Raw genomic sequence first — 23,662 nt, 5'->3', positions numbered from 1 at the left:
CAATCCCCGGAATCCGCAGCGAGACTCGAGTTCGCATCCCTACGTAGATGCGACCGCGACTTTTCTGGCACCCGGAACAGGTTTCCCGTGTACGGAGGGCCTAGGATCGCTGAAGCTCGAAAAACGCCGCCCGTGGGCGAGTTTGCCTGACGCTGAGATCTGCGTACGTTCAATCAGCGCGACGTCTGCTCTGGTCGGCGCTTCCCAGCTCACGAATGTGAGTGCAACCGTGGCCACGGGGCCCGAAAGGCTGTGATCAGACGAAGCCGTGATCGCAGTACGGCTCGAGAATACTTCGATTGGTCGCGCGGCCAGAGCCGCCCTTGGATTTAGAGATTGACCCGCTGGTACGTGATTGTTGTAAAATAAAGCAGGTTTGCTCGGAGGGGTTCAGTCAATCGGCTTCATCCCTGGATTGAAAGCTTTTTGGCCGCCTCCTGGAAAACGCCGCGGAGCCAGATCAGGCCTTGGTCGTTGGAACGATATTTGTGCCATTGAAGGACCTGATGCATTTTGGGAAAATCAAAGGGCAAGCCGAAAACTTTCACAGGAAGCTTTTTTGCGATAGTGCTCGCGAGCCGGCGGTGAATAGTCGCAATTTTGTTCGTTCCTAGAACGAGATAAGGCAGCGTGGAGAAATTGTAGGATAGTGTCGAAATGTTTCTTTGAACTGCAATCTCTTCCATGGCCATCGTCTCAAATGATAATTTGCCGTGACTCAGCTTCAGTGCGACGTGCTGGGCGTCCGAGAATTGTTGAAGGGTTATATGATCGTTCTGGCAGAGCGGATTATTTCGATCGGCGATGCAGACGAACTCTTCCGTGAAAAGTTGATGGCTAGGATGCTCCTCAGAGCTGTAGGGCGACGGAATAATTAATATATCGACGTCTCCTCGCTCCAGAGAGCGAGTTGGATTGTCCGTCTGCGGCAAGAAATGGAGGCGAATGCTATTGCATTGAGTGGAAATGATTTTGTTTGCGAGGGGCATAAGCGTTGCGAGCGTAAAGTCCGACGCGGAAATCTTAAAGAGCCGATCCGAGGTAGCAGGGTCGAACGCCGGTTTGGCGATCACCGAGGCTTCGATACGCACCAGGATGTCGCGAATTGAATCCTTCAGCGCCTCGCCGTGAGGGGTGAGCTGCATCGTCCGACCGACCAGAACTAGGATTTCGTCGTCAAAATAATCCCGCAGCCGGGCCAAAGAATTGCTCAGCGCCGACTGTGTAATGTTCAGCCTACCCGCCGCGCGGCTCACATTCTTTTCTTCGAGTAGAACGTCCAGCGCGACTAGAAGGTTGAGATCTAAGCCATTAAATCTCATAGCTTCCTCTGATATCACGATCAGTGATACATAATGGGCTTGATGTCAATTTGGAAAATACAAGAAGGGGAGCCTCTTTTTGCGAGACTTTCTCCGTGGCAGCGCTTCCGGTAACACACCCCCGCTTTGGAGAGCTAAACGCCGCATCATCGGTGTGTTGCAGGCAAAACCTTTGGCTCTTTGGCCAAGTTGTTGAGAATCGGCCGCGCCATCTGATGGGGACGCGGAATCGCCTAACCCGACGAGTCCTGTCACCGAAAGCGCAACGGGACGCGATAGACTTGCTTCAGGTCATTTGCCGATGCTTGTCCTTCCGACAGCTAAACGGGCGTTACCGCGAGAGTTTGCAGCATGGCGAAAAGCGTGAGTGAAAAGCCGCACAGGCGCGTGGGACGCGCGATATCAGGCTGGAGGCGGGCGGTTGGATCAAAAATCTCGCGCACAAGCTCCTGCCATTGATCAGTGTAGGTGAGCTTGGACAATATGAGCAGATAGGATTTCCATCCTTCCGAACGGCTCTCTATCTGTTCGAACAGCGGGCGTATAAGTGCATCGAGAGCGCCTTCAACTGATAAGGGCCCATTCTCCTCAAGAGCGCCGAGGCGCGCACAGCGCATGTCGTTCAGGACCCTGTCGCGACGAATCACGACCTCCGCAAGAAGTTTGTCCTTGGTAATAAATAGACAGCGCGAGCGTCACATCGGCGCGTTCGTAATCTCACGGAGGGAAACGATATCAAAGGTGCGGTTGCCGGAGAGATGTTCGGCCGCGTCACCCGACGCGCGCCCCTACGAGTCCCAGAGCTTGCGGCCTCATGTTTCAGCCATTCGCCAAGTTGCTCAGATTTCGAGTTGCTGAAAAATCGCTGATGACGTCGTTCTCTGAACACCGGGATTGACGTGCGTTCAGGCAGAGTTGGCCGATGGACAAGGTCAGTTGTTGATCGCGAGTAAAGTCCTGGATTGTTCTTCTCTCGAAAACAACCCTTTGCTAAAGGGTGCGGCCATTTTGCGGGCGTTCCCGCTTGGCTGATCGACGAGACGGGTGGGCTGCCTTCCATCACGACACCATCTCCTAAATAAAATTGTATCACTTTCGTGAATACGAACGATTGAAACATACGATTTCTCATTTTGCTCGTGGATGGAACATATACCGCTGATCCGTCGATCAAGCCTTTAGGGAAACAACAATAACGATCCCAAGGCCTCTTTTTTGGGGGACTAATGCGTATTCAGCACACCACGAAACTCTGTAACTATCTCAAAAAAGTTGCTTTTGGGATTGTAGGTCTCAGCGCCATGGGAGCTGGACCCGTCCCGGCCGCTGAAGGCAACATCTTTGGCGGTCCCATTGGTGGAACCGATATTCGCAACGCCTACCTGCCGCCAGCGCCCGGGCTGTATCTTGGCCTCGCGGATTTGCCTGGCGGAGCGAGCCAACTCGACGGCCCTAACGGAAAGCCATTACCGGGCTCGACGTTCAACTTCAAATACAACATTACCGCTGGCTTCCTGTTGTATGAATTTCCTTCGCAGGTGTTTGGCGGCAGCCTCGCCTCGACGATGCAGTTTGCCTATGTCCAGCAACTCGCGTACTTAAATCTGCCTCCGGTCAACCGTACGGAGGCCAAGGAAGGTTGGCTCGACATTTATACGGACGTGCTGAAGTGGAGCAAGCACGTCGGAAGTTTCGGCGCCCCGGAAGGCCGCGCCGAAAATGGCCGTCCTTTCGGCCTGACGATCGCGCCAGCCTTTTCGATGATCTTGCCCACGGGCACGTACGATCCGACCGCCCTAGCGACCCCCGGCAAGAATGTGACGTTCATCATTCCTAACATCGCCTTCACATATCTTACGCGCCCGCTTTTGCCGATCGGCTATGCGACGGAATTCGACGCACACTTCTTTTATGACAAGGCGCTCAAAAATCCATTCACCAACTACCAGACGGGCGACGTCGTGTCGTTGGATTTCGCGGTCAGCCAGTTGATTGGCCACTGGCAGGTCGGCGTCGCCGGTGGATACGGTAAACAGATTACAGACGATTATAAAAACGGTGTCCTCGTACAGCCGGACGGTAAGCGCTTGGGTGTCATGAAACTCGGTCCCGTTATCGCCTACGATATTCCGCAACTGCCCTTGACGTTGAAGCTCAAGTACTTGACGTCGCTGTCGCAGCAAAATTTGCCCAATACGAACACGTTCGTCCTCACGCTCGCCACGAAGCTCTTTTGATTTCAGTTTTTGCCGGCGGAGCGGCTGCTCGCTTCCGACGCGTTCTTACGCTGGTCACGGACGACGCGATTTGGCGGAGGCCAGGCGCGTTTTCCAGATGGCGGTGCTACATGGGAGAGGAGATCCAGTTGGCGGACAAGCCAGAAATCGCGCACACGCCGATTTATGTCGAGCCTGGTTCGCGGCCCGACGAGGTGGGTGGCCGCTTAACCACAAAGCTCAACGGCCATGCGTTCGAATACGAGTACTCGACGGGGCGTCGCTATCGGCTCGTCTTTTATGACGATCGCTGCAGTTTCCAGCTTCTTAGTCTCGAAAACCAGCCTGTGCGAACACTGTCTTATCTCGCGCGCGAAATCCGCAAGGACATGTTTCTGGTACACTGGATGGTCCCCGGCCGCAGCGGACACGTCGCATTGGTGATCGACCTCAAGGAAAGAGCCGTGCATGTCGCGGCCCTGATGCCGGGACAACAGGAACTGTTCGACGAAGCGCCCATAGAAGTGCACCAATCCATCCCGGCCTAGCCCACGCGCGGGATTGGAAGGCCAATCTCCGCCAAAGCGGACGGAATTAACTCGACCATTTCCCTTTCGAGAGTGCCTCGCGTCATTCGACGTTGAGAGGCCGATCCTTCTCTGAAGGGCCGGAGCCGCGCTGGCTTAGATAATTCCGCCCAGAGCGGGACCGGGCTTTAATGCTCGATATGAGGACTTGGCGGTCTCAAGGCTACTAAGCGTAACGATAGTTGTGCGCCAAAACCGACGTGCGAGGTCATCAAATCACCATGGGGAGAAGTATGACCGAGGCGGTTTGTTCCGGCGCTGGCGCAGTTCCGAGGCCGCAAGCGCAGTCGGTGAAGTCAATCGCCGGTTGCTTCCTCGGACTCATGGCCGGCGGTCAGCCCATCGGCATTTTCAGTACCGGCTTTCTCCTGAAAGAGTTGACGACAGAGTTCGGCTGGCAGCGATCGTTTTTTTCCGTCGGCATTCTGGCCGGGATGATCCTCGGCGCACTCCTTTTGCCCTTTATCGGGCGAATCGCTGATGCGATCGGTCCACGTCGGGTTCTGCTTGGCAGCGCCATCGTCTATGCCGGTTTGATTGCTTGGCTCGCCACTTTCGACGGCGGCAAATCGATATTCCTGATCATCTACATACTGTTCGGTGCCGCATCGGTGCTGCTTGGTCCGGTTATTTACAGCCGTCTCGTAGCCGGCTGGTCTGATCGCCGGCGCGGATTGTCGCTGTCCATTGCGCTAAGCGGCAATGCAGTCGGCGGTATCGTAATGGCTCTGCCGATCATCGGCCTCGGTCTGCTCGCCCAAGATCCTCCGTTGGCTACAGGTGATAGCCGGACCCTGGCACCGGCGCTACCCGGACTGGAGCCGCGCGATGCGCGCCGAACGCGCACTTACTGGATACTTGTGACGATCATGGCGCTCAACGGTTTTGCGGTAAATGGCTTGAGTCCGCATCTCGTCTCGTTGCTCAGTGACCATTCCCTCACGCGTGCGACTATCGAACTTGTGCTGATAGCCTTGGCGACGGGGCAATTTCTGGGCCGCATCGGCTCCGGCTTGCTGCTCGACTGCACCTCGCGCGGTGCGCTCGCCGCTCCGATCCTGGCGTCAAGCGCGGCCGGCATGCTGATCTTTTGGCTGGGCGACGGTGCTCCGGTGATGATTGTGGCCGCGCTGTTGTTTGGCTTCGGTTACGGTGCCGACGCCGAGGTTTCTGCGTTCCTCGCGAGTCGCTATTTTGGCGTGCGGCACCTGGGCCAAATTCTCGCGACCCTGATGTCCGTGTTTATGATCTCGAGCGCCGCTGGCCCAGTGCTCTTCGGAGCCACGGCAGACAAATCGGGCAGCTACGACTTCGCCTTAGGAATTGGTGCGATCTCGGTCCTGCTGTCGGCAGGACTCGCCCTTCGGCTCGGCCGCTACACTTTCTCCCGTGCGAAAGTGATGACCAGTAGCTCCGGTTAGCGCTGATGTGGGGTCGCAGAGATAACGGTCGCACTTGGATTTGCAACCACTAGATCCGCAATATTCCTGCCAGAGTGGTGGCTCCGGCGGGAATATTGCGGTGCCAACCGTTAGATGACGCTGCAGGCGTCGGCGAAGGGGAGGCGTGGCAGGCGCGGGAAGGGTGTGTCGTCGGCATAGCCCAGGGCGCAGATGAAGTTTGACCTGTAGCCAGTTTCTGCGAAAAACTCCTGATCGACGCTCGCGTTGTTGAAGCCGGACATCGGTCCGCAATCGAGACCGAGCGCACGCGCCGCAATCATGAAGTAGGCGCCCTGCAACGTGCCATTCCTGAAGGCCGTTACCTCCGTGAGAGAGTTGTTGCCGGCGAACATTTCGCGCATTCCTTCCCGAATCGGAAAAATGCGCGGCAGGTGTTCATAAAAGAGCGGATCATGTGCGATGATCGCCACGCAGGGAGCACCGAGCGCCTTCAGCCGGTTGCCTTCCATTAGGTGCGGCGCGAGGCGCGCCTTCTCCTGCTCTGAAATGATAAAGAGAAACCGGGCAGGTTGGCAATTCATCGAGGTCGGGCCCATACGAGCCAGATCATAGATGGCTCCCAGCACCCCCGGCGGGATCGGCTTCGGTGCCCAGTGATTGCGCGATCGTCCCTCGAACAGATCGCTCGCCAAAAGTTCAGACATACCATTTACCTCGTCAAGCATCGATTGCACGGCAGCTCAGAGCTGCGGCGTCTTTGGCCCCGCAGGCGATCCCAGAGAAGTTCGGCACAGGCAGGAGCCTTGTCGCCACGCCAAGCGACATAGCCGTCGGGGCGAACGATTACGAAGTCGGCACCATAGATACAGGCGACGCGACGATTTGTGATCTGCTGGACGGACAAAGGAATGCCACGCTCGCGCGCCTGCACGATCAGTGCTTCTGCGCCCTTTTCCCGGAAGGCGAGCAGAGTGAAACCCTTGCCGAAGAGGTCAAGCGTCGAATGTCCATCGGCAAGCCAAACGTGAGGTGCACGTGAGCCCGGCCGTGCCGTCTGCATCGGCGTGGCGACGTTCAACACCGGCTCGGGCGAGCCGTCGGGAACGACAATCGAAGAACTCTCGTACTGCCAGTTGAGCTGCAGCCCCTCTGACTCATGGGAAAAATGTACCTGTTTCGCACGGCAGAATCGGGCGACCTCGTCGCGGGCGTTTTCACCTTCGGGCGTGTCGTCGCCGATCGCTGCCGAGGTTGGCATGTCGACAAGTTTGCGAAAATAGCTAGTGGCTGTTCCCACGATGAGCTCAGCAATCGGGCGCCGCTCCTCGCCATAGGTATCGAGCAGACCGTCTCCGCCCCAACCCTTCAGAACCGCGTCGAGTTTCCACGCGAGATCGACGGCGTCGCCGATGCCGGTGTTCATCCCTTGACCGCCGTTTGGTGTAAGCTGATGGGCAGAATCGCCGGCGAGGAAGATGCGACCTTCGCGATAGCGCTCAGCCACTACCTCACGCCGCGTCCATTTAGTGACGGTGAGAAGCTCGAACTGGATGTTTGAGCCCAGCGTGTCGCGCAGGATATCACGGGCCGGGAAATCGGCCGCGCTGGTTTCGGCGTTGACGCGCACGCCAAGCCGCCAAAGGTCGCTACCGTTGATCGGCGATATAATCCTTTCGATGCCGCGCGGACCCAGCTCGAAATAGTTCGAGGCCTTGCCTAGTGGATTTTTCCTCAGCAGATCCGTCGAGTGGAAGAAGACATTCATATTGTGATCGAGGGCCATCGAACCGTTCAGCGCAATACCGAGCTTGCTGCGAACAGAACTGTCGGCGCCGTCGCAGGCGACGAGATAGGATCCCTGGAATTCCTTGACCTCGCCGCCCGCAGTCCGAACGCTGTATTGGACCCCACACTCGTCCTGGCTGAACTCGAGCATTTCGGTGTTAAGAAGAATTTCGACACGGGGAATATTGGCGGCGGTACGCAATAACAGCGGATCGAACCAGGTCTGCGGGCAACGTTGTAGCGGAGCCGGCGTGAAGGCGCTGTCGTCGCGTTCACAATCGCTGGGCATGCGGAACCGGATTATTTCGTGGCCGTGAATGCCGGTGTGGAGGATAACGTCGAGGGGATAGTCGTGCGGCCATCCCGCGTCGCGCACCGCCTGCTCGAGCCCGAGACGCCGCAGATGCTCCATGGTCCGTACATGGACCAGATTCATTTTTGGCACGGTGACCTCTCCGTTGCGACGTTCAATGAGCCGGCAGGCTTGGCCTTTAAGACCGAGCTCGATCGCAAGAAAGAGACCAACAGGACCGCCGCCGATGATTGCGACTGCAGCGGATTTATCCTTGGCACCTGTTTCAACCATGACCTTACTCCGCCTATACCTTTACTTGCTTATACAGCGCGATGCTCAAAGAGCGTTGATCTGTCCGAGTTGATCTGTCCCAATGGTCCAGCGGAGTGGTGCAAATCGAGAGCATCTTCTTGCCCTAGCATCGTGACCGGCCTTGCAGCCGGTGGTGCACTCCGTGCATCGATGCTTGCTTCTTTCCTCACAGTCGATCACTGCGCGGCCGGTAGGGTGGCAGGAACGCCAGACAGGCCATGGTGCTGGCCACCGCCAGTTCGGCGAACGATAATGCTACGGCGTAGCTATGCATACGGTCGAAGATCACGCCGAAGATCACGGGACCGATACCAGCGGCAATCGCTGAAGCCGCCCAGATCATGCCGTAGAGCCGGGTGAAGTGCCCGACGCCGAAATATTGGCTCAATGCATAGGGAATGAAGGTGATCTCGCCGCCGACGCCCAAGCCAAAAAGCAGGCCCCCAACTAGATAAAGTGTGAAGGACGAGCCGTAGTGCAGCATGAGGATGCCGACGAGCGAAGGGAGACAGAGCACGATCGCAACTCTGGGCGTGCCGAAATAGTCGAGCACAAAACCTTCATATAGTCGTGCCACGCCGATCCCCGCCGCTGCGCAGGCGACCACTTCGGCCGCATCCGAGGATGCGAAGCCGCGATCGCCCAGGAGCGCGATAAGGTGTGCGAACATACCCGAGCTGACGAGGACGAAGAGAACGCTTGCCGCAAGGCAGAGACGGAGTTCGAGAGAAAGGACGGCAGCCTTGGCAAAATCGCCGGCGACAATCAGGCTGGCCTTCAGGCGATGGGGATCTAGCCGCCGCGTGACGATAGCCGGCGACTCATGCAAAGCGAAATAGACGACCGGAAGACCGACGATAAGAATATAAGCGGCGAGAGCGACGAAGGCGGAGCGCCACCCGTAATGAGCTGCGATCCCTTGGCTGATGGCGGGCAAGAATGCCGTGGCGAACGCGAGGCCGAAGCCCGACAGCGCGAGGGCAGTGCCGCGGCGTTTAGTGAACCAACCCGCGATCACCTTGCTCGCTGGCACGGGGCCTGTGCAGGCGGCGCTGATGCCGATTATGCAAAAAAGGAAGTAGAACAACGCCAAGCTGCCTGGCATGATCGCCAGAGCGCCAAGTGTCGCGCCGAATAAGAACATGCCAGGGACCAAGAGGGCGCGGACACCATGCCGGTCCATTAGTCGCCCTGTGAGAGGGAAACTGAGGGCGGTCGTCCATGCGAGGATCATCATGCCTAGAGAAAACTGGCTTCGTGACCAGCCGAATTCTTGCGTGACCGGAACCAAGAAGACGCCAAAGGTTCCGTTGATGAGACACGCGGGGCTCGCCATTTGTGCGACCATGGCGGCCAGAGTCGCTGCCGCTCTTCGAAAGTCTCCAGACCCGAACTCTTGAGACTCTCCGTACTCCCTTCCGCTGGAGTCAGCGGAATTTTCCTTTAAGAGCTCTTCGGATAGCGCGAAGTTTCGCATTCCTCCCCCTTTGTGAACCAGCTGGTATGGGTCACGTTTTTTGGTGTGAACGTAAAGATGATTGTCTATACCCAAAGCAAATTCTCAAAAAATCAGAATGCGTGATTGCAGTTATCGTTTGGCGTGATACGTGGTCACGAACTTCGCCGTTTTGAGAGCGGCGGGGGGCGTGCCGCGGTTGATGCAGCGGTCCGCTTGCGCTGGTATCGTTGCACCCGAAAAATGCTGTCCGCCGTCTGTAGCACATTGCGATCAAAGCGAATTGTATCCGTACTGTGCACCGCCCCGCCAAGGCATAACGACGCGTTGCTGTCGCCATCCAGGTCTCGTCGAGGAAAATTGGCCGACCGCCGATGTCCTCCGCGCGCCGCATTCTTCCGGCGCCCAGTGACGTCGGGACGATCCTGTGCGTTCGCGCACGGATTTTTGAAGCTGATCCTTCAGCGTCGAAGAAATGCGACGGCATCGACTTGTGCAAAGCAAACGCTCGACGACCATATCGAGCGCCAGAATTGTCTCCTTCCGCGGCTTGAGGAACCAGTTCCGATGCGGCTTCAGCATGGAACGCCGACCCCACAGGCCGCCAAAGGGGGCGTACGGTGCGTCCGTTCGAACGCGTTCACCGTCTGAACGAGCTCGCGATCCCGACCGGCAAATATGCCCCGCAATCACTGCCTTGATCGCCGAATACCGAGAGCCTCTTCATGCGCCATCCTCGCCGGCCTCCTCCCGGTCCATGCGTCGCTCGCTTTAGAAACTCTGCCGATGATTTCGATCCCAACTCGCTCAGTTGCCGTCTGTAATAACTGTCCCGCCGTCGACAACGAGATTGTGTCCGGTAATGAAGGCACCAGCGGCGCTGCATAGAAAAAGCGCCGCCGCAGCGACTTCTTGCGGCGCGCCCATGCGCCGCAAGGGCGTCAGCGACATCCGTCGTGCAAAGGCCGTTTCGTGGGCCTGAATGGCCTTGGCAAAATCCGTATCGATGAGACCGGGCGATAAGCAATTCACGCGGATGTCGCGCGGACCCCACTGGACGGCAAGGTTGCGTGCCAATTGCGCGATGGCAGCCTTGGTGAGGCCATAGATTCCGATGGCCTTGTTGCCGCGTAAACCGGCGATGCTACCGATCAGGAGGACGGAGCCGCCACCCGCGTCGGCCATGCGCGGAATGAAACGTGAGGTCAGACGCAGCGCTCCGCGGAGATTGATGGCGAAAACGCGATCGATTTCCGTTTCGGGCGCTAACTCCATCGGGCCGACCGGTCCCTCAATCCCACCATTACAGACCAATATGTCGATTACGCTGAACTTGTGCACGACGCCCACGACGAAATGGTCGATCGCCTCTTCCTCGGCGAGGTTGCAGACTAAGGGGACGGCGTCGATTCCGAGGTCCGCCAGTTGCTCGCACGCATTGTTGCAATCAATTTCATTCTCGCTTGAGACAATGATTCGCGCGCCTGCTTCTCCAAGACTTTGCGCGATAGCGTAGCCAATGCCGCGCGTCGCGCCCGTGACAACCGCGACGCGCCCCGTTAGATCGAACAGGCGAGCTGTTTCGCCTTTGAGGATCATGGATGGACTTCCTCCATCACGCGCCCAGCGACGACCACTGGTCTGGCCTCGATCAGAATAAAGATGACCCGACAGATTTGGTCAGCGCTCGGATTGTGCCACAAATGATTCGTTCCGCGCTGGATGACGATATCGCCCGCAGTAAGCTTCTGAACTCCACCACCGTCGAGAACGAGTTCGAGTTCGCCGTTGATGACGATGCCGTAATCAATTGAGAAACTGCGGTGCATCGGCGAGGAGCAGCCAGGCAGAAAATCGACGACGCGAATTACTGAACCGCCCTTGAGCGTCTTACCCATTTCAAGAAAGTCGCCGTCAGCGCTGCCATTGAGTTCGGCGGGGACGGATTTCGTCGCCCAGATCAGAGCAAAATTGGCGTCTCGGCTGTCGATCAGGCGGGTCGTAATCAAGTCTACGTGGTCAAAGACCGAAATTCCCGCGGCGTCGTGGGTTGTGACGATCCGCCTTATGGGCTGGCTCATGAAATGACCTTCTGGGATTGCGCTGCTGATAGACGTCGTCACAACAAGGCTCGGGCGACAAGTTGCGCCCCGTCGCCATCGTGACGGAAGCCAAGGGAATCAGCGAGGGGAGTCTCAAGACGTGGATAAGCGCCAAACTGGCCTTCAAGTTCTGAATCCGGAGTGAAGCCGACGAGATCGCGTGCGTTTTCGCCGAGATTTTGCACAAGAGATTCGACGAGGTCGGCCATCGACAATCGGAGGGCGGGGAGATTGAAGCCGCGACGCAGGCCGGCGAAGCGATGCGACGGAAGAGTGGCCGCAAGGATGAGATTGTCGACGCAGCAATCGCGAGACATAAACCAGGACGTCGCTTGCGACGAGACAGGACAGTCGAAAGTGTGGCCCGCCTTGAGCGCATGGAAAATGTTGCTCATATAGGCCGAGAGATGACCGCCCGCTTGCTTAGGGCGCGCAACGACGCACGAAAGACGCGGCGAGATCCCTTCGACGAGGCCACGTCGCGAGAGATCGGCGAGAAGCGTTTCGGAGATCAGTTTTTGCGCTCCGTAGCTCATGGTCGGCAACGGAAGGGTCTCGTCATCGATCTTGTCGCGAGGAAGTGGGGTCCCAAATACTGCAATGCTCGACGAGAATACGACGCGAGCCGGAGTGGATTGCCGCGCCAATTGGTGAAACAGGCGTGCGACCGTCTCGACGTTCACGTTCCAGCCGAGATCGTAATTGGCGGCGGCGCTGCCGCCCGGCACGGCAGCAAGGTGAAACAGGAGATCAACGGGATGCGCCAGAAGGTCCTCAACGAAACCTGGATTGGTGAGATCGCCGCAGCAATTGACGACAGGGCTCTTCGGGTCCTTAGGAAGCTGTGAGTCGACCGCGACAATTGCGGCAATGTCACTCCACTCTTCAGGAAGACGAGCCCGTCGCGCGAGTCTGTCGACTAGCCCTGCGCCCACGAACCCTCCCGCACCTGTAACGACAATCCGCATCTCGTCTCTTTCTTATTGGTCACTTGATCAATGCGTTGCGGGCTGAACCGGCTCGCGGATTTGCGCGCCGATCTCTGAGTCCTCGGTCAGAACTCCGGGCTGCTCGGCTTGAAACTGTAGTGTGAGTTTTGAGCTGCTGTGACCTTGATCTCGCCAAGTTGTAAGGGTCTCGCCCGCCCTAACCACATCAACTTCAACGAGCTGTTCGGCCGTACAGGAGCGTTCGCCGGAAACGCCGCAGATGGCTTCCATAGGGGGAGCCATGCTGGCGATGAGGCCCCTGACGAAGACGTCCGTGCCGGCCGGGCCATAGACCTGAAGGGGTTTTGAGAAGATGGTTTGGAATCGGAGGCCCAGCATGCCCGAGAGTCCGGCGGCGTGATCGAAATGAAGGTAATTGATCGCGACATTCTCGATCCGAGCCGCCCGTTGCCCAAGCGACAATCGCTGGGCGGTTCCTGCGTGCCGTTGACGGTCAGAAGATTTGAAGGTTGGCCTCGCGTTGGTGCCGTTATGGGGCCGCCCTGAGTGCCCAGCGTCGTGAACGCAGTTTCCGCGAGCGCCGGTATAGTTCCGAGACAAGTAGTCGCCGCTGCCGTCGCAGCAAGCAAAGTCGAACGCATGTGAAAGTGTCCTCCGCGTGACGGATGCAGCGCTGTTTGAAGAAAAAAGTTGACGGCCCGTGCTGGCGTCTCCCCAATGCTGTTTGCCAACGCGCGATCTCTGCCGGGCAGTGGGCCACGTTGCGCGTGCACTTATCATTAGACAAATCATTTGTTGTGATCGTGATGATCGACACCATAAATGGTCGATCAAGGGAGTATGCCGTGCGTTCGGCGCCCCAGAAGCGTTGCAGCTGTCCCTGGCCGAGATGAGGAAAGACCAACACCGTCAACTACATCTCGACCAAGGGCGCAACGTCACCAGTTCGGCACGGAGCGTATTATTTCGGTCCCAAGCGATAATGGAGGAGGAAGTAAATGGCTTATGCAAGGTTCGAAACGCACCTTGCAGAGTTTGAATAACTCTGCAGTCTCGAACAGAGTCGAGACATGCTAAGGTGCATGTTAGACTATCGTGCCACGTGCTTCGATCGTAACCCCGCCTTGCGACCCCTTGTCCGAGGCCCTTTCGGAATCATGGGTGTTTCGTCGACGAGAGCTTCGATCAAGATCTTTTGCGCCGGCGTGAGCGGCTGGTATTTCCGGAACGTCAGGCCAATGGGCGCTGGTTTTCGGGAAGATCTAGCGGCAGAACTTTCAATTTGCCTGAAACGATGCGTAGCTTGCGCTCCGAATAGGTCAACAGCGCGATGGCGTCGCTGTTTATAATCATCTGTTCCGCAAGGAAGAAGGTGACGATCTCGCAAGTCTGTGCCGGAGGCGTGAGTCCTGCGGCGATAAGAAGTGTCTCGAAATAGCGTCGCGTTGGCGTCCCGTGGGGCGCAACGACCCAGCTTTCTTGCGCCAGCTCCGCCATTGTGGGCCGGCGTTTCGAAAGCGGATGGTCCCGTCGCACAACGACAGTAAAGAATTCGTCGTAGAGACGTAGTTCTTCAAGCGTAAAGCGGCCGCAAGTACCGCGAGCGTCACTGTCGCTTCGACCTCGAGGGCCCAGCGCGGACCCCGGTTATCCTTCCGATCCCAACATACTGCGCAATTGGCGGCTCATGCCGCATCGGCGATCCCATGATGCACGTGGCGCCGGCAAAGGCAGCCTTGGCCACGCCGTATTCGCTCAGCGCATCTAGCGCGCTCGCAACTGAAGGCGCGACATAGACCGATGCCGCCTCCGCGTTGTGTGCCTCAGCTGGACAAGTTTGCATGAGAGAGCCGGTACTCACAGGCGACGCTCCAGTCGCAGGCGATCGAGCAGAACGCCGATAATGACAATCGCGCCCAGCACGACCATCTGGACATATCCGTCGACCCGGGTGAGGTTCATGCCGTTGGACAGGATCGTAATGAACAATGCGCCGAGCACGGCCGTGCCGACCCCCCCGCGGCCGCCCGCGAGGCTAGTTCCCCCGATCACCGCGCCGGCGATCGCCTGCAGCGACAGCGCACCGCCGAGGTTCGGCTCGCCAGATCCGGTGCGCGCCGTCATCATGATCGCGCCGAGTGCGGCAAGCGCCGAGCATAGCACGTAGGTCGTAATCAGGATGCGCTTCACGGGCAGACCGGCGACCGCGGCCGCGCGCGGATTGGTGCCGATGATGTAGAGAGATCGCCCGAATACGGTGCGCGCCAGGACCAAATGAAGCACAATGCCGACGGCGACGGTGACCGCGATGGCGGCAGGGATGCCGAAGACGCTCCCGCCGTAGAAGATCTGGGAAAATAGCGTCGGCACGCCTTGCACAGGCCGTCCGGACGACAGCGTGGTCGCAACCCCGATCGCGACGTTGTAGCTGCCGAGTGTCGCGACAAAGGGATTGACTTTGAACATGGCGATCACGACGCCATTGAAGAGCCCGCAAGCGACGCCGAGGCTGAAGCCGACGGCAAGCCCGGCGAGCAGCACCGCGCTAGGGTCGTGGCCCGTCGCCGCAGCACCGGCCATGGCGAGCGCGGTGCCGACGCTCACCATCGACACTGTCGGGCCAAGCGCGAGGTCGAGGCCGCGCGTCAGGATGACCACGGTCTGGGCCATCGCGAACAAGGCGAGATAGCTGGTCTGCTGGGCAACGTTGAGCAGGTTAGCCGACGATAGCACGCCGCGATCGAACGAGGCGAAGCCGAGCACCAGCACCACCATCGCGATCGGCAGAATCGCGCTCCAGAGCCATCGGGCTGGCAACAGCTTTTCGCGGCCTGTCTCCTGGGCGGCAACGGACAATTCGAGGTCAGACACCGGATTTTCTCCGTCGGCTGAGCTCGTCGAGCGCGACGGCCGCTACCATGATTACGCCGAGAAAGATCGGCTGCAGGCGGGAGTCGACGTGCAGCAGGTTGAGCGCATTGCCGAGAATAGTCAGGAACAGCGCGCTGATGGCGACGATTTCGACCCGGCCGACGCCACCGCGCGGGCTGACCCCGCCGATGACGGCAGCGGCGATCGATTGCAGCATCATCCGGTCGCCGCCGAAGCTCGCCTGGCCGGAGCCGACCTGCGCGGTCAGCAGGATCCCGGTCAAAGCCGCGAGCAAGCTCGAGACGACATAGGTGCCCACGATATGGCGTTGGATCGACACCCCCGACATTACGGCCGCATCGACATTGCCGCCGATCGCGTAGATGTAACGACCGAACAGCGTGCGCCGCTGCGCGAACACCATCACCAGGATTGCCGCGATCGCCACGTGGACGGCAGTAGGAAGGCCGAACGCTTGCGCACGGCCAAAGCCCTTCACGAAATTGTCGGGCATGCCGTAGACGGGGATACCGCTCGTGATCATGAGGCCGACGCCAGCGGTCGCCGACATCGTGCCCAGGGTCACCACGAAGCCGGAAACCTTGAGCTTTGCGACGCAGAATCCGTTGACGAGCCCGACCAGGATCCCGCAGCCCAGTCCGGCGGCGACGCCGCTTGCGATGATAAGGGCGGTGTTGCCGGGAAATGCGGCGGCCGTAGTCGCCATGGTCTTGGCGGTGACCACGCTTGCGAGCGCGACCACCGCGCCGACCGATAAATCGAAGCCGCCTGCGACAATCACTAGCGCCTGCCCGGAGGCCACGATCGCCAGCAGGGAGGCGTTGCGTAGGATATTGAGGATGTTGACGGTGCCATAGAATTGCGGATCTACGGCGGACATGCCGGCCACGAGCAGCACGAGCAGTGCCGGCAAGAACCCGATCTCGCCCGCAATCGATCGCAGGTCAGTCGCGCTGCGCGGCTCCGCTGCGATTAGCCCTGTGCTCATGCGACCTCCGCCGTGAGATGATCCCGGAAGAAGCTTGAAAGCACGTTCTGCTCCGTCTTTTCGGCGCCCGTCAACTCGGCCGCGATGCGGCCGTGATGCATCACATAGAGCCGGTTCGACAGCGCCAGCACCTCCGGTAGTTCGGACGAGACGACGATCACGGCGGCGCCGGCCTCGACCAGGCGCTTCATAAACTCGTAGACTTCAAGCTTGGCGCCGACGTCGATGCCGACGCTGGGCTCATCGAACAAGAACACGGTAAGCTCGCGCGTCAAAGCACGGCCGAGCATGACCTTCTGGCGGTTGCCACCGGACAGCGCGCCCGCGGGTCGTTCGATATTGGGCGGCCTGAGCTGCAATTGCGCCATGATGCCCGCGATCCTTGTACGCTCGACGGCCTGCCGCAATATGCCGAATCGCGCGAAAGCCGGCAGGTCAAGCACGGTCATCGAGGCGTTCTCGCGGATCGACCGGGACAGCGCGAGCCCTTCGGCGATCCGATTGGCGGGGAAGTAGGCGATCCCGCGCTTCAGGCTTCGCCGCGGCGCCGGCGATTCGTACGGCGCGCCGTCAATCCTTATCGTGCCGGAGGCCGTCGGCTCGATCCCGTAGATCGCGCGGATCAGCTCCGACTTACCGCAGCCGACCAGGCCCGCGATGCCTGTGATCTCGCCGGCCCGGGCGTGCAGGCTCACGTCACAAACGCTGCCGTCGGTGAGCGTCAGATTTTCGATATCGACCATCAACTTGTCCGGCTCGTGCGCGATGGTCGGAAACAAGAGGTCGATCTTGCGCCCCGTCATCAGTTCGACCAACTCACCGTCGGTCGAGGTCGCGGCGTCGAGGGTGCGGATGTGACGGCCATCGCGCAGCACGGTCACGCGGTCGGCCAGGGCCCGGATCTCGCGCATGCGATGCGAGACATAGATCAGTCCGACGTTCTGGCTTTTGAGCCGGGCGATCAGTTCGAACAGTCGCCCGGTCTCACGCTCGGTCAGTGAAGCAGTCGGCTCATCCAGGATCAACAGGCGAATCTTGCCGAGCAACGCCTTGGCTATCTCGGCCATCTGCTGGTGCGCGCGCGAAAGGTCATCGACCCGTCGCGAGGGATCGAGGTCGAAGCCGAGTTCGTCGATCAGCGCCCGTGCGCGCTTGCGCATCTGGCCTGAGCGCAAGACTCCGCTCCTGGCGACTTCGCGGCCAAGGAACAGGTTCTCTTCCACAGTCAGGCTAGGGACGAGCGAGAATTCCTGAAATACAGGACTGATGCCGATCGCGCGCGCACGCTGGGGAGTGAAATTGTGGATCGCGTCGCCAGCGAAATGGAACGTGCCTTCGTCAGGCGGAAACGTTCCCGACACGAGGTTGATAAGGGTCGACTTGCCAGCACCGTTCTCACCGAACAGGACATGGAGTTCGCCGGCACGGACATCGAGATCAACCCGGTCGAGCGCACGGACGCCCGAAAACCGCTTTGAGATTCCTCGCAATCGAAGCAGAGGCGGGACTAGCTGCGGGTCGATATCGGTATCCATCGGCTTCTCCGGAGGCCGGTTGAGAGGCGGGAGATGCATCTCCCGCCTCAAGGGCTTGCCCGCAGGGCTCACCTGGCCTTGACCGAATAGACCGGGGTCCAGCTTGCCGGCGCCAGCACGAGATCCATCTGCAGCTTCGGCACGGTGGTCTTGTCGATTGCCGTGGCCACCGGTTGAACAAGGCTCATGACCGCCTTCTTCTCGATAAGGCGCACGGCCTGGTCGATCGCCATGGCGCCTTCGCCCACGGGATACTGGGTTGCGAAGGCGAGGATATCGCCGCGGTTGAGCGCGTCGAGCATCGCCTGATTTTCGTAAGACGATACGATCTTCATGTCGTTTCGGCCGGCCTCGGCAACGGCGCCGATCGCAGCTTCGGCGGTCGGCGCGGTGCCCCAAATCACGTTCATGCCGGGATAGGCCTGCAGCGCGTCCTGGATGAGCTGGAGCTGCACCGCGACTCCGGAGTCGCCGAACTTCTCGCCGAGAATCTTGGCGTTCGGGTTCTTGGCGATCGCCTTCTTGAAGCCCTCGTTGAACGATTCCGCCCAGCCTGAACCGGCCGGCCCGGGGAACGTCACGATGTTGAGCTTGTCTCCGGGCTTCGTCTGCGCCAGCAGGCCTTCGCCGGTGACTTCTCCCATCGCGACGAAGTCGACATAGTTGGCCGCGGGCAAGGCATTGGGCGGCAGCGGGTTGGTGACGCCGACGACCGGCACGCCCTTGGCCTTGGCTTCTTCAAATTTCTTGCTCAGCCCGGCGCCCGAGATGGCGCCGACGATGATGGCATCCGGGCCGCTCGCCATGCAGTCGTCGAATTGCGAGAGTTGCTTGGGCAGGTTCTCGTAGCCGCCGGCTTCATAGAGGTTCATGTTGACGTTCATGGCCTCCGCTTGCTTCACGATTCCGTAGGCGACCGCCACCCAGAAACTGTCCTTCATGTGCGGGAAGAGCACGCAGAGCTTATAGGGCTTCTCCGCCTTCGGCAGCGGCGTGTACTCCGCGGGCTTCGGCGCTCCCGATGACGCATCGTAGACCTTCATCGGAAACCACGGCGTGTCGGCCGCGGCCGGTGTCATCGCAGTGGCGGCAAGTGAAAGAGCCGCCAACCCAAGTGCGGAGCGGATCGGCCGAAGTCGGTTGGGAGAAAGGCATGTCGTGCTTGGCATAGCAAATCCTCAGGGTTCGAATGAAAGATAGAGACCGACGTCGCACGTCATGATGCGCAATTGATGTTGAGCTTTTTCCTATTGAACGCGCCCTTTAATTTCTGACATATCAGAATACGGTAGCGCACTCAACTGGATTCAGTGGGCGTCGATGAGCGACAAGGGGTCGGCGTGTTTAAAGAGAAATTGTCTTGACGAATTCTGCCATGTCAGAATAGGCTTCCACCGGGTTCGGCTACGTGGCTACAGACGCAGCGCCTTAGCGGCACATTTACCGATCTCATCACCGAATATGAGAACGGCACGACGATAATGTTCAAGGTCGCTACCGTACCGACCGATCTCGCCTTGGTGTCGATTGCGGTAAAACCCGTCAGTGCCCCCAATACTCGCTCCCAGCCAAGTCTCTTGTGTACACACTTATTCTGGTGGCTCCCTGACGGAGGCGCAGGAAAGCATCATGGCGCCCTGGAATCCTCGTCGAGTATGGGCCGACCACGAACGAGATGGTGGCCATCTTCATTCCGACGTGAGCTGGACGAGGCGGGAATAAGGATCGCGGCCAACACCGGACTCCCGCCCGCGAAACAAGCCTCCAGTGAACAGGGGGCGGGCACTTATCGCGAGGCCCTGATGCTCGCCTCGATGAGAGGATTCCTCGCGGGATCCTGCGTTCCACGCGGCGGGCTTTTCTGTTGTGGAAACAAGTTATTTCTGGTACAACAGAATTGTGAGCGCCTGTTGTTCCTTGGCTGCGGCGCAATGTCAATGCTCATGAAGCCGCGGGACACTTGATGATGTCGGACAGGTTCGAATTGGATCATCTGTTGGAAACTCCTCCAACGGAGGTGTCGGCTTTAGAAGCCGCCGACGTTCTGAGGAGGCGCTATAACCTGGTCGGTCAAGTGCGGACGCTGTCGAGCGAGCGCGACGCAAATTTCCGGATCGACGCTCCCGGAGGACCATATCTGTTGAAGATCACAAATCCGGCCGAAGATCCAAACGTCACGGATTTGCAAACTGCCGCGCTCCGTCACCTCGAGCGTGAATCTCCGTCGCTACCCGTGCCGCGAATCATCGCCACAACGGAAGGAATCGATCAGCCACAGGAGACATTCGGCAACAGGCCGCACGTCGCGCGGCTGATGTCGTACATGCCGGGGGCCCCGCTCGGCGCCGCCAAAGGGACCAGCGAAATCCGGTCAGCGGTCGGCACTACGCTCGCGCTGATCGACGCCGGGCTGCGCACATTTGAACATCCCGCGTCCGATCACGACCTGCTTTGGAATGCCGCAGACGCACTGCGTGTCCGAAGTGCAATCGGATTCGTGAACGATCCGGAGAAGCGTCGACTCGCCGAGATAACGCTTGATGAGTACGAGGAGCGTGCGGCTCCATCGCTGCCAAGACTACGAAAGCAAGTCATTCATAACGATTTCAATCCGCATAACGTGCTTTTCGAAAGCTCGGCACCGTTCGCGATATCCGGGGTTATCGACTTTGGGGATATCATTCTAGCTCCACTCGTGACCGACGTATCGACGGCTCTGGCCTACCAGGACTACGACGGCCAAAGCCCCGTTGCGGTGGTCTCGGACGTCATTCGAGCCTACCACCGTTCGACGCCGCTCATGTCGGAGGAGCTGGATGTCGTCTTGGATCTGGTGCGTGCGCGCCAAGTGCTAGTGGGAATCATCTCAGCCTGGCGAGCCGCCCATCAACCCGGGAACGGCACTTATATCTTGAGAAACAGTGCGCGGGCATGGGCGGGACTGCAAGCGCTTCACAACGTGTCGCGCCACGAATTTCGTCGTGGCTTGATGTGGGCATGCAAGGAGAAACCAATTGAGCCGTGATTTCGTTGCCGGGATGGTGAACTCGTTCGTTCCAGGCCGGACGCATGGGCTGGATCCGACTGCCCGCAAGATACTGGAGCGGCGCGAAGCAGTTTTAGGGCCCGCCTACAGACTCTTTTACCAGGATCCGCTGCATATTGTCAGAGGCCATGACGTCTGGTTGTACGACCACGACGGGAAACGCTATCTGGATGCCTACAACAACGTGGCGGCGGTGGGTCACTGCCACCCGAAGGTCGTGGCAGCGGTTTGCGAGCAGGCTGCGGTTCTAAATACCCATACGCGTTATCTGCACGAAAAGATCGTTGACTATGCGGAGCGATTGCTCGGCCATTTTCCCGATGAGCTCAGCAACGTCATGTTCACCTGCACGGGCAGCGAAAGCAACGATCTCGCGATACGCATCGCAAAGGCATATACGGGAGGCGAAGGCTTCATCGTTACGGATTTGGCCTATCACGGCGTTACCGACGCGGTATCGAAGCTGTCTCCATCGCTCGGGCCGAACGTGCAGCGCGGACCGTTTGTTCGGACCGTAGGCGCTCCGGATCTGTATCGCTGCAAAGGGCCCGACGTTGGAGCCGAATTTGCTTCTGGCGTCCATTCGGCCCTGGTCGACATGCGTAAGCACGGCATTCGGGTCGCAGCCGTCGTTTGCGACACGATCTTCTCGAGCGACGGTGTCTTGTCGGATCCTCCGGGATTTCTCCGGGAAGCGGTCGAGTTGGTCCGGTCGGAAGGAGGACTCTTCATCGCGGACGAGGTTCAAGCGGGATTCGGGCGGACAGGTGAGAGCATGTGGGGATTCGCGCGGCATGGGCTCGTTCCGGACATTGTCACGCTAGGCAAACCGATGGGAAATGGGCATCCGATCGCCGGCATCGTGGCCAAACCACATGTCATCGACGAATTCGGTCGCACGGCGCGCTATTTTAGTACGTTCGGAGGTAATCCTGTGGCTTGTGCGGCGGCGATGGCAACACTTGGTGTCATTGAGGAGGAAAGTCTCATCGAAAACGCTCGCGATGTCGGGAACTATCTCAAAGAGCGCTTTGAGGTGCTCGCGGCCAGTCATGAACAGATCGGCGACGTGAGGGGGGCAGGACTTTTCGTCGGCGTAGAATTCGTAAAGGACCGACTCCGAAAAGAGCCGGCTCCCGATCTGGCAACGCATGTCGTCAATGCTGCTCGCCGTGCCGGAGTGCTCATCAGCGCCACGGGTCCTGGTGCCAACGTCCTGAAGATCCGGCCCCCGCTCGTTTTTAAGAGAGACCACGCCGACATTCTGGTCGACACCATTGATGCCATTCTGTCGACGTGATTTCCTCGGTGAGAAAACATTGCCACTCGCGGCGGGGTGCAGTTGTCAGATCGTGACCAAGCCTTGCCCATCTGCAGCCGGAAGGTCTCCGCTCTCGTAGTTGATGGCACGGTCGACTCCGGGAGCCACCCGCATTTGTCCGAGGGGCCCGCGCTGCCAATCACGTGGCATCCCCCAGCTTGCGACCTTGGAGAGCCCAGCCGGGCTGGCAATCCGGGCGGGCCGATGGCATCGGGAAACGTCGACGCCCTACCGAGCGACACATCGATCTTCCGAAAATCAATCGCCCGATCTTGCGTATTCGCGCCACCCCGGCATTTTGATGACTTAGCCGCCGACGGCCACGGAACCCGCGATTTCACCACCTTGCCGACCGCGTCGGCCTATTCAGTTCGAATGGAGGTAGGTAGTTCTTGCGGTCGATCATTCGCCCACGCATGTAGGGATCGACCGAAATGAGATTTCGCACGACGGAATCGGCGTCGTCATCAACCTGCACGGAGCGGATGGTGAAATCGCCGTCCGTCGGCAAGCCGGTCGGACGACGTAGTAGATGAAAGAACGCATGTGTGCCTCTTCCTAAATGTCTGATATAGCAGAAATGTAGATCAAGGCCTGTCATCGTTTCGCCCGATAAAAAGGAGTTCAGTGCAAGTGCCGAAACCCTATGCTACCAAAGGCAGAAGGCTCACCGATCTGAAGACGGGAACTTTGAAAAAAGCGAAAGAGACGCGCGGGCGCAAGCAGAGCGAATCTCCGCAGATTGGGTCCCTCGATCCGGATAGCGAAGAGTCGGTTGAACGTCAGGTTTACGGACTTATCAAGGAAGCCCTGATGGCCGGTCTTCTGGCGCCCGGCTCCGCAATTACCGGCCGATCAATCGCGAACGGCCTCGGCATCAGCCCGACGCCGGTGAGAGACGCTTTGAAGAGACTGGAAGCAGACGGAGTCATCGAGGGCAGGAACAAGAGCGCGTATTTTGTCAATGAACTCACCCGCGAGAAATACATCGATATTCTGAACGTGCGCAGCGAGATCGAATGCTACGCTGCCGGCCTCGCCGCCAAGGCTGCCACGCCCGAGGACATCAGCTACCTTGAACAAGTCAATGCAAAGTACGTTGTCGCCAAGAGCATGACCGAAAGCATCCGTCTCAATTATCTATTCCACTTCGGGATCTACAAACTTGCCAGATCGGCGGTCCTTCTCGACGTGATTTCGAACCTGTGGGTTCGGATTGGCCCTTCCATGCATCTATACATGCAGTCCTACAAGGTCAGCGATGTCGTGAACAATCACTCGCGTATCGTCGCGGCCCTGAAAAGGCATGACCCCGAGGCCGCGGCCGCGGCGCTACGCAAAGACCTGAACGAGGCAATCAAGGTGATTGCTCCCCGGCTTCCGACAATGTTGGCCGAACGCGCTTCGGCCGAAGCTTCCCGGAACTTTGCGGTCACCGGAAAATAACTCGCG

At 59.0% G+C, this 23,662-nt stretch carries 21 protein-coding genes; 6 read left to right on the top strand and 15 right to left on the bottom strand.

The genetic code is table 11. From position 1 onward, the window contains the following. Positions 1 to 404 precede the first annotated feature (404 nt). Both FXB41_RS13265 and FXB41_RS13260 read right to left on the bottom strand, forming a co-directional pair. The gene (locus tag FXB41_RS13265; RefSeq protein ID WP_219682064.1) at positions 405 to 1,322 is read right to left on the bottom strand and encodes a LysR family transcriptional regulator; all 918 of its coding nucleotides are present in this window, start codon (positions 1,320 to 1,322) and stop codon (positions 405 to 407) included. 320 nt (positions 1,323 to 1,642) lie between these two features. Beyond that, a complete protein-coding gene (locus FXB41_RS13260) occupies positions 1,643 to 1,969 on the bottom strand; it encodes a hypothetical protein (RefSeq protein WP_219682063.1) in 327 nt (108 codons plus the stop codon). Positions 1,970 to 2,548: 579 nt separating this feature from the next. On the opposite strand from FXB41_RS13260, the gene FXB41_RS13255 reads away from it, so the two are divergent. The 3 genes from FXB41_RS13255 to FXB41_RS13245 all read left to right on the top strand — a co-directional run bounded on the left by FXB41_RS13255 (position 2,549) and on the right by FXB41_RS13245 (position 5,546). After that, complete coding sequence (locus tag FXB41_RS13255; RefSeq protein ID WP_219682062.1) at positions 2,549 to 3,559, top strand: SphA family protein; 1,011 nt, start codon at positions 2,549 to 2,551, stop codon at positions 3,557 to 3,559. 110 nt (positions 3,560 to 3,669) lie between these two features. Further along, the gene (locus tag FXB41_RS13250) at positions 3,670 to 4,086 is read left to right on the top strand and encodes a MoaF N-terminal domain-containing protein (protein WP_219682061.1); all 417 of its coding nucleotides are present in this window, start codon (positions 3,670 to 3,672) and stop codon (positions 4,084 to 4,086) included. Positions 4,087 to 4,358: 272 nt separating this feature from the next. Next, entirely contained in the window at positions 4,359 to 5,546 is a 1,188-nt protein-coding gene (locus tag FXB41_RS13245; protein ID WP_219682060.1) for an MFS transporter, read from the top strand. A gap of 110 nt (positions 5,547 to 5,656) precedes the next feature. Here the strand turns inward: FXB41_RS13245 and FXB41_RS13240 are convergent, their stop codons facing one another. The 12 genes from FXB41_RS13240 to torT all read right to left on the bottom strand — a co-directional run bounded on the left by FXB41_RS13240 (position 5,657) and on the right by torT (position 19,012). Next, the gene (locus tag FXB41_RS13240) at positions 5,657 to 6,232 is read right to left on the bottom strand and encodes a malonic semialdehyde reductase (protein ID WP_219682059.1); all 576 of its coding nucleotides are present in this window, start codon (positions 6,230 to 6,232) and stop codon (positions 5,657 to 5,659) included. Positions 6,233 to 6,237: 5 nt separating this feature from the next. Further along, on the bottom strand, positions 6,238 to 7,899 hold the full coding sequence (locus FXB41_RS13235; protein WP_219682058.1) for an FAD-dependent monooxygenase: 1,662 nt from the start codon (positions 7,897 to 7,899) through the stop codon (positions 6,238 to 6,240). 187 nt (positions 7,900 to 8,086) lie between these two features. Beyond that, entirely contained in the window at positions 8,087 to 9,268 is a 1,182-nt protein-coding gene (locus tag FXB41_RS13230; RefSeq protein WP_219682057.1) for an MFS transporter, read from the bottom strand. A 915-nt stretch (positions 9,269 to 10,183) separates the two neighbouring features. Next, positions 10,184 to 10,975 (bottom strand): SDR family NAD(P)-dependent oxidoreductase, encoded by a 792-nt coding sequence (locus FXB41_RS13225; RefSeq protein WP_219682056.1) that lies wholly within the window; start codon positions 10,973 to 10,975, stop codon positions 10,184 to 10,186. After that, the gene (locus FXB41_RS13220; protein WP_219682055.1) at positions 10,972 to 11,457 is read right to left on the bottom strand and encodes a cupin domain-containing protein; all 486 of its coding nucleotides are present in this window, start codon (positions 11,455 to 11,457) and stop codon (positions 10,972 to 10,974) included. The genes FXB41_RS13225 and FXB41_RS13220 overlap by 4 nt, the downstream gene beginning before the upstream one ends. A 38-nt stretch (positions 11,458 to 11,495) precedes the next feature. Continuing rightward, positions 11,496 to 12,446 (bottom strand): NAD-dependent epimerase/dehydratase family protein, encoded by a 951-nt coding sequence (locus FXB41_RS13215; RefSeq protein ID WP_219682054.1) that lies wholly within the window; start codon positions 12,444 to 12,446, stop codon positions 11,496 to 11,498. A 27-nt stretch (positions 12,447 to 12,473) separates the two neighbouring features. Further along, positions 12,474 to 12,890 (bottom strand): MBL fold metallo-hydrolase, encoded by a 417-nt coding sequence (locus tag FXB41_RS13210; protein WP_219682053.1) that lies wholly within the window; start codon positions 12,888 to 12,890, stop codon positions 12,474 to 12,476. Positions 12,891 to 13,658: 768 nt separating this feature from the next. Then, the gene (locus tag FXB41_RS13205) at positions 13,659 to 14,063 is read right to left on the bottom strand and encodes a LysR substrate-binding domain-containing protein (RefSeq protein WP_219682068.1); all 405 of its coding nucleotides are present in this window, start codon (positions 14,061 to 14,063) and stop codon (positions 13,659 to 13,661) included. A 222-nt stretch (positions 14,064 to 14,285) separates the two neighbouring features. After that, positions 14,286 to 15,299: an ABC transporter permease gene (locus FXB41_RS13200; protein ID WP_219682052.1), complete on the bottom strand. Its 1,014-nt coding sequence runs from the start codon at positions 15,297 to 15,299 to the stop codon at positions 14,286 to 14,288. After that, the gene (locus FXB41_RS13195; protein WP_219682051.1) at positions 15,292 to 16,308 is read right to left on the bottom strand and encodes an ABC transporter permease; all 1,017 of its coding nucleotides are present in this window, start codon (positions 16,306 to 16,308) and stop codon (positions 15,292 to 15,294) included. Before FXB41_RS13195 ends, FXB41_RS13200 begins: the two co-directional genes overlap by 8 nt. Further along, positions 16,305 to 17,843 (bottom strand): sugar ABC transporter ATP-binding protein, encoded by a 1,539-nt coding sequence (locus FXB41_RS13190; protein ID WP_219682050.1) that lies wholly within the window; start codon positions 17,841 to 17,843, stop codon positions 16,305 to 16,307. Before FXB41_RS13190 ends, FXB41_RS13195 begins: the two co-directional genes overlap by 4 nt. A gap of 68 nt (positions 17,844 to 17,911) precedes the next feature. After that, positions 17,912 to 19,012, bottom strand: a complete 1,101-nt coding sequence (torT, locus tag FXB41_RS13185) for a TMAO reductase system periplasmic protein TorT (RefSeq protein ID WP_219682049.1) — start codon at positions 19,010 to 19,012, stop codon at positions 17,912 to 17,914. Between the two features lie 794 nt (positions 19,013 to 19,806). Here torT and FXB41_RS13180 point away from each other — a divergent pair. Both FXB41_RS13180 and FXB41_RS13175 read left to right on the top strand, forming a co-directional pair. Then, positions 19,807 to 20,868, top strand: a complete 1,062-nt coding sequence (locus tag FXB41_RS13180; RefSeq protein ID WP_219682048.1) for a phosphotransferase — start codon at positions 19,807 to 19,809, stop codon at positions 20,866 to 20,868. A 13-nt stretch (positions 20,869 to 20,881) separates the two neighbouring features. Continuing rightward, a complete protein-coding gene (locus tag FXB41_RS13175; protein WP_219682067.1) occupies positions 20,882 to 22,189 on the top strand; it encodes an aspartate aminotransferase family protein in 1,308 nt (435 codons plus the stop codon). A 358-nt stretch (positions 22,190 to 22,547) separates the two neighbouring features. Here the strand turns inward: FXB41_RS13175 and FXB41_RS41935 are convergent, their stop codons facing one another. Next, positions 22,548 to 22,811 carry a hypothetical protein gene (locus FXB41_RS41935; protein ID WP_219682047.1) on the bottom strand — a complete coding sequence of 88 codons (264 nt, stop codon included), beginning with the start codon at positions 22,809 to 22,811 and terminating at the stop codon, positions 22,548 to 22,550. Positions 22,812 to 22,843: 32 nt separating this feature from the next. Between FXB41_RS41935 and FXB41_RS13165 the strand changes: the two genes are divergently transcribed. Beyond that, positions 22,844 to 23,656, top strand: a complete 813-nt coding sequence (locus tag FXB41_RS13165) for a GntR family transcriptional regulator (RefSeq protein WP_219682046.1) — start codon at positions 22,844 to 22,846, stop codon at positions 23,654 to 23,656. Positions 23,657 to 23,662: the final 6 nt, after the last annotated feature.

The organism is Bradyrhizobium canariense (assembly GCF_019402665.1).
GTDB classification, from domain to species: domain Bacteria; phylum Pseudomonadota; class Alphaproteobacteria; order Rhizobiales; family Xanthobacteraceae; genus Bradyrhizobium; species Bradyrhizobium canariense.
The sequence above is the reverse complement of the archived record's forward strand: the minus strand, read 5'-3'. Positions and strand labels throughout refer to the sequence as shown.

Bases quoted from the DNA above. Each gene is read 5' to 3' on its own strand.
- FXB41_RS13265 (WP_219682064.1), bottom strand. From the start codon at position 1,322: ATGAGATTTAATGGCTTAGATCTCAACCTTCTAGTCGCGCTGGACGTT.
- FXB41_RS13255 (WP_219682062.1), top strand. From the start codon at position 2,549: ATGCGTATTCAGCACACCACGAAACTCTGTAACTATCTCAAAAAAGTT.
- FXB41_RS13250 (WP_219682061.1), top strand. From the start codon at position 3,670: ATGGGAGAGGAGATCCAGTTGGCGGACAAGCCAGAAATCGCGCACACG.
- FXB41_RS13245 (WP_219682060.1), top strand. From the start codon at position 4,359: ATGACCGAGGCGGTTTGTTCCGGCGCTGGCGCAGTTCCGAGGCCGCAA.
- FXB41_RS13240 (WP_219682059.1), bottom strand. From the start codon at position 6,232: ATGTCTGAACTTTTGGCGAGCGATCTGTTCGAGGGACGATCGCGCAAT.
- FXB41_RS13235 (WP_219682058.1), bottom strand. From the start codon at position 7,899: ATGGTTGAAACAGGTGCCAAGGATAAATCCGCTGCAGTCGCAATCATC.
- FXB41_RS13230 (WP_219682057.1), bottom strand. From the start codon at position 9,268: ATGGTCGCACAAATGGCGAGCCCCGCGTGTCTCATCAACGGAACCTTT.
- FXB41_RS13225 (WP_219682056.1), bottom strand. From the start codon at position 10,975: ATGATCCTCAAAGGCGAAACAGCTCGCCTGTTCGATCTAACGGGGCGC.
- FXB41_RS13220 (WP_219682055.1), bottom strand. From the start codon at position 11,457: ATGAGCCAGCCCATAAGGCGGATCGTCACAACCCACGACGCCGCGGGA.
- FXB41_RS13215 (WP_219682054.1), bottom strand. From the start codon at position 12,446: ATGCGGATTGTCGTTACAGGTGCGGGAGGGTTCGTGGGCGCAGGGCTA.
- FXB41_RS13195 (WP_219682051.1), bottom strand. From the start codon at position 16,308: ATGAGCACAGGGCTAATCGCAGCGGAGCCGCGCAGCGCGACTGACCTG.
- FXB41_RS13190 (WP_219682050.1), bottom strand. From the start codon at position 17,843: ATGGATACCGATATCGACCCGCAGCTAGTCCCGCCTCTGCTTCGATTG.
- torT (WP_219682049.1), bottom strand. From the start codon at position 19,012: ATGCCAAGCACGACATGCCTTTCTCCCAACCGACTTCGGCCGATCCGC.
- FXB41_RS13180 (WP_219682048.1), top strand. From the start codon at position 19,807: ATGATGTCGGACAGGTTCGAATTGGATCATCTGTTGGAAACTCCTCCA.
- FXB41_RS13175 (WP_219682067.1), top strand. From the start codon at position 20,882: ATGGTGAACTCGTTCGTTCCAGGCCGGACGCATGGGCTGGATCCGACT.
- FXB41_RS41935 (WP_219682047.1), bottom strand. From the start codon at position 22,811: ATGACAGGCCTTGATCTACATTTCTGCTATATCAGACATTTAGGAAGA.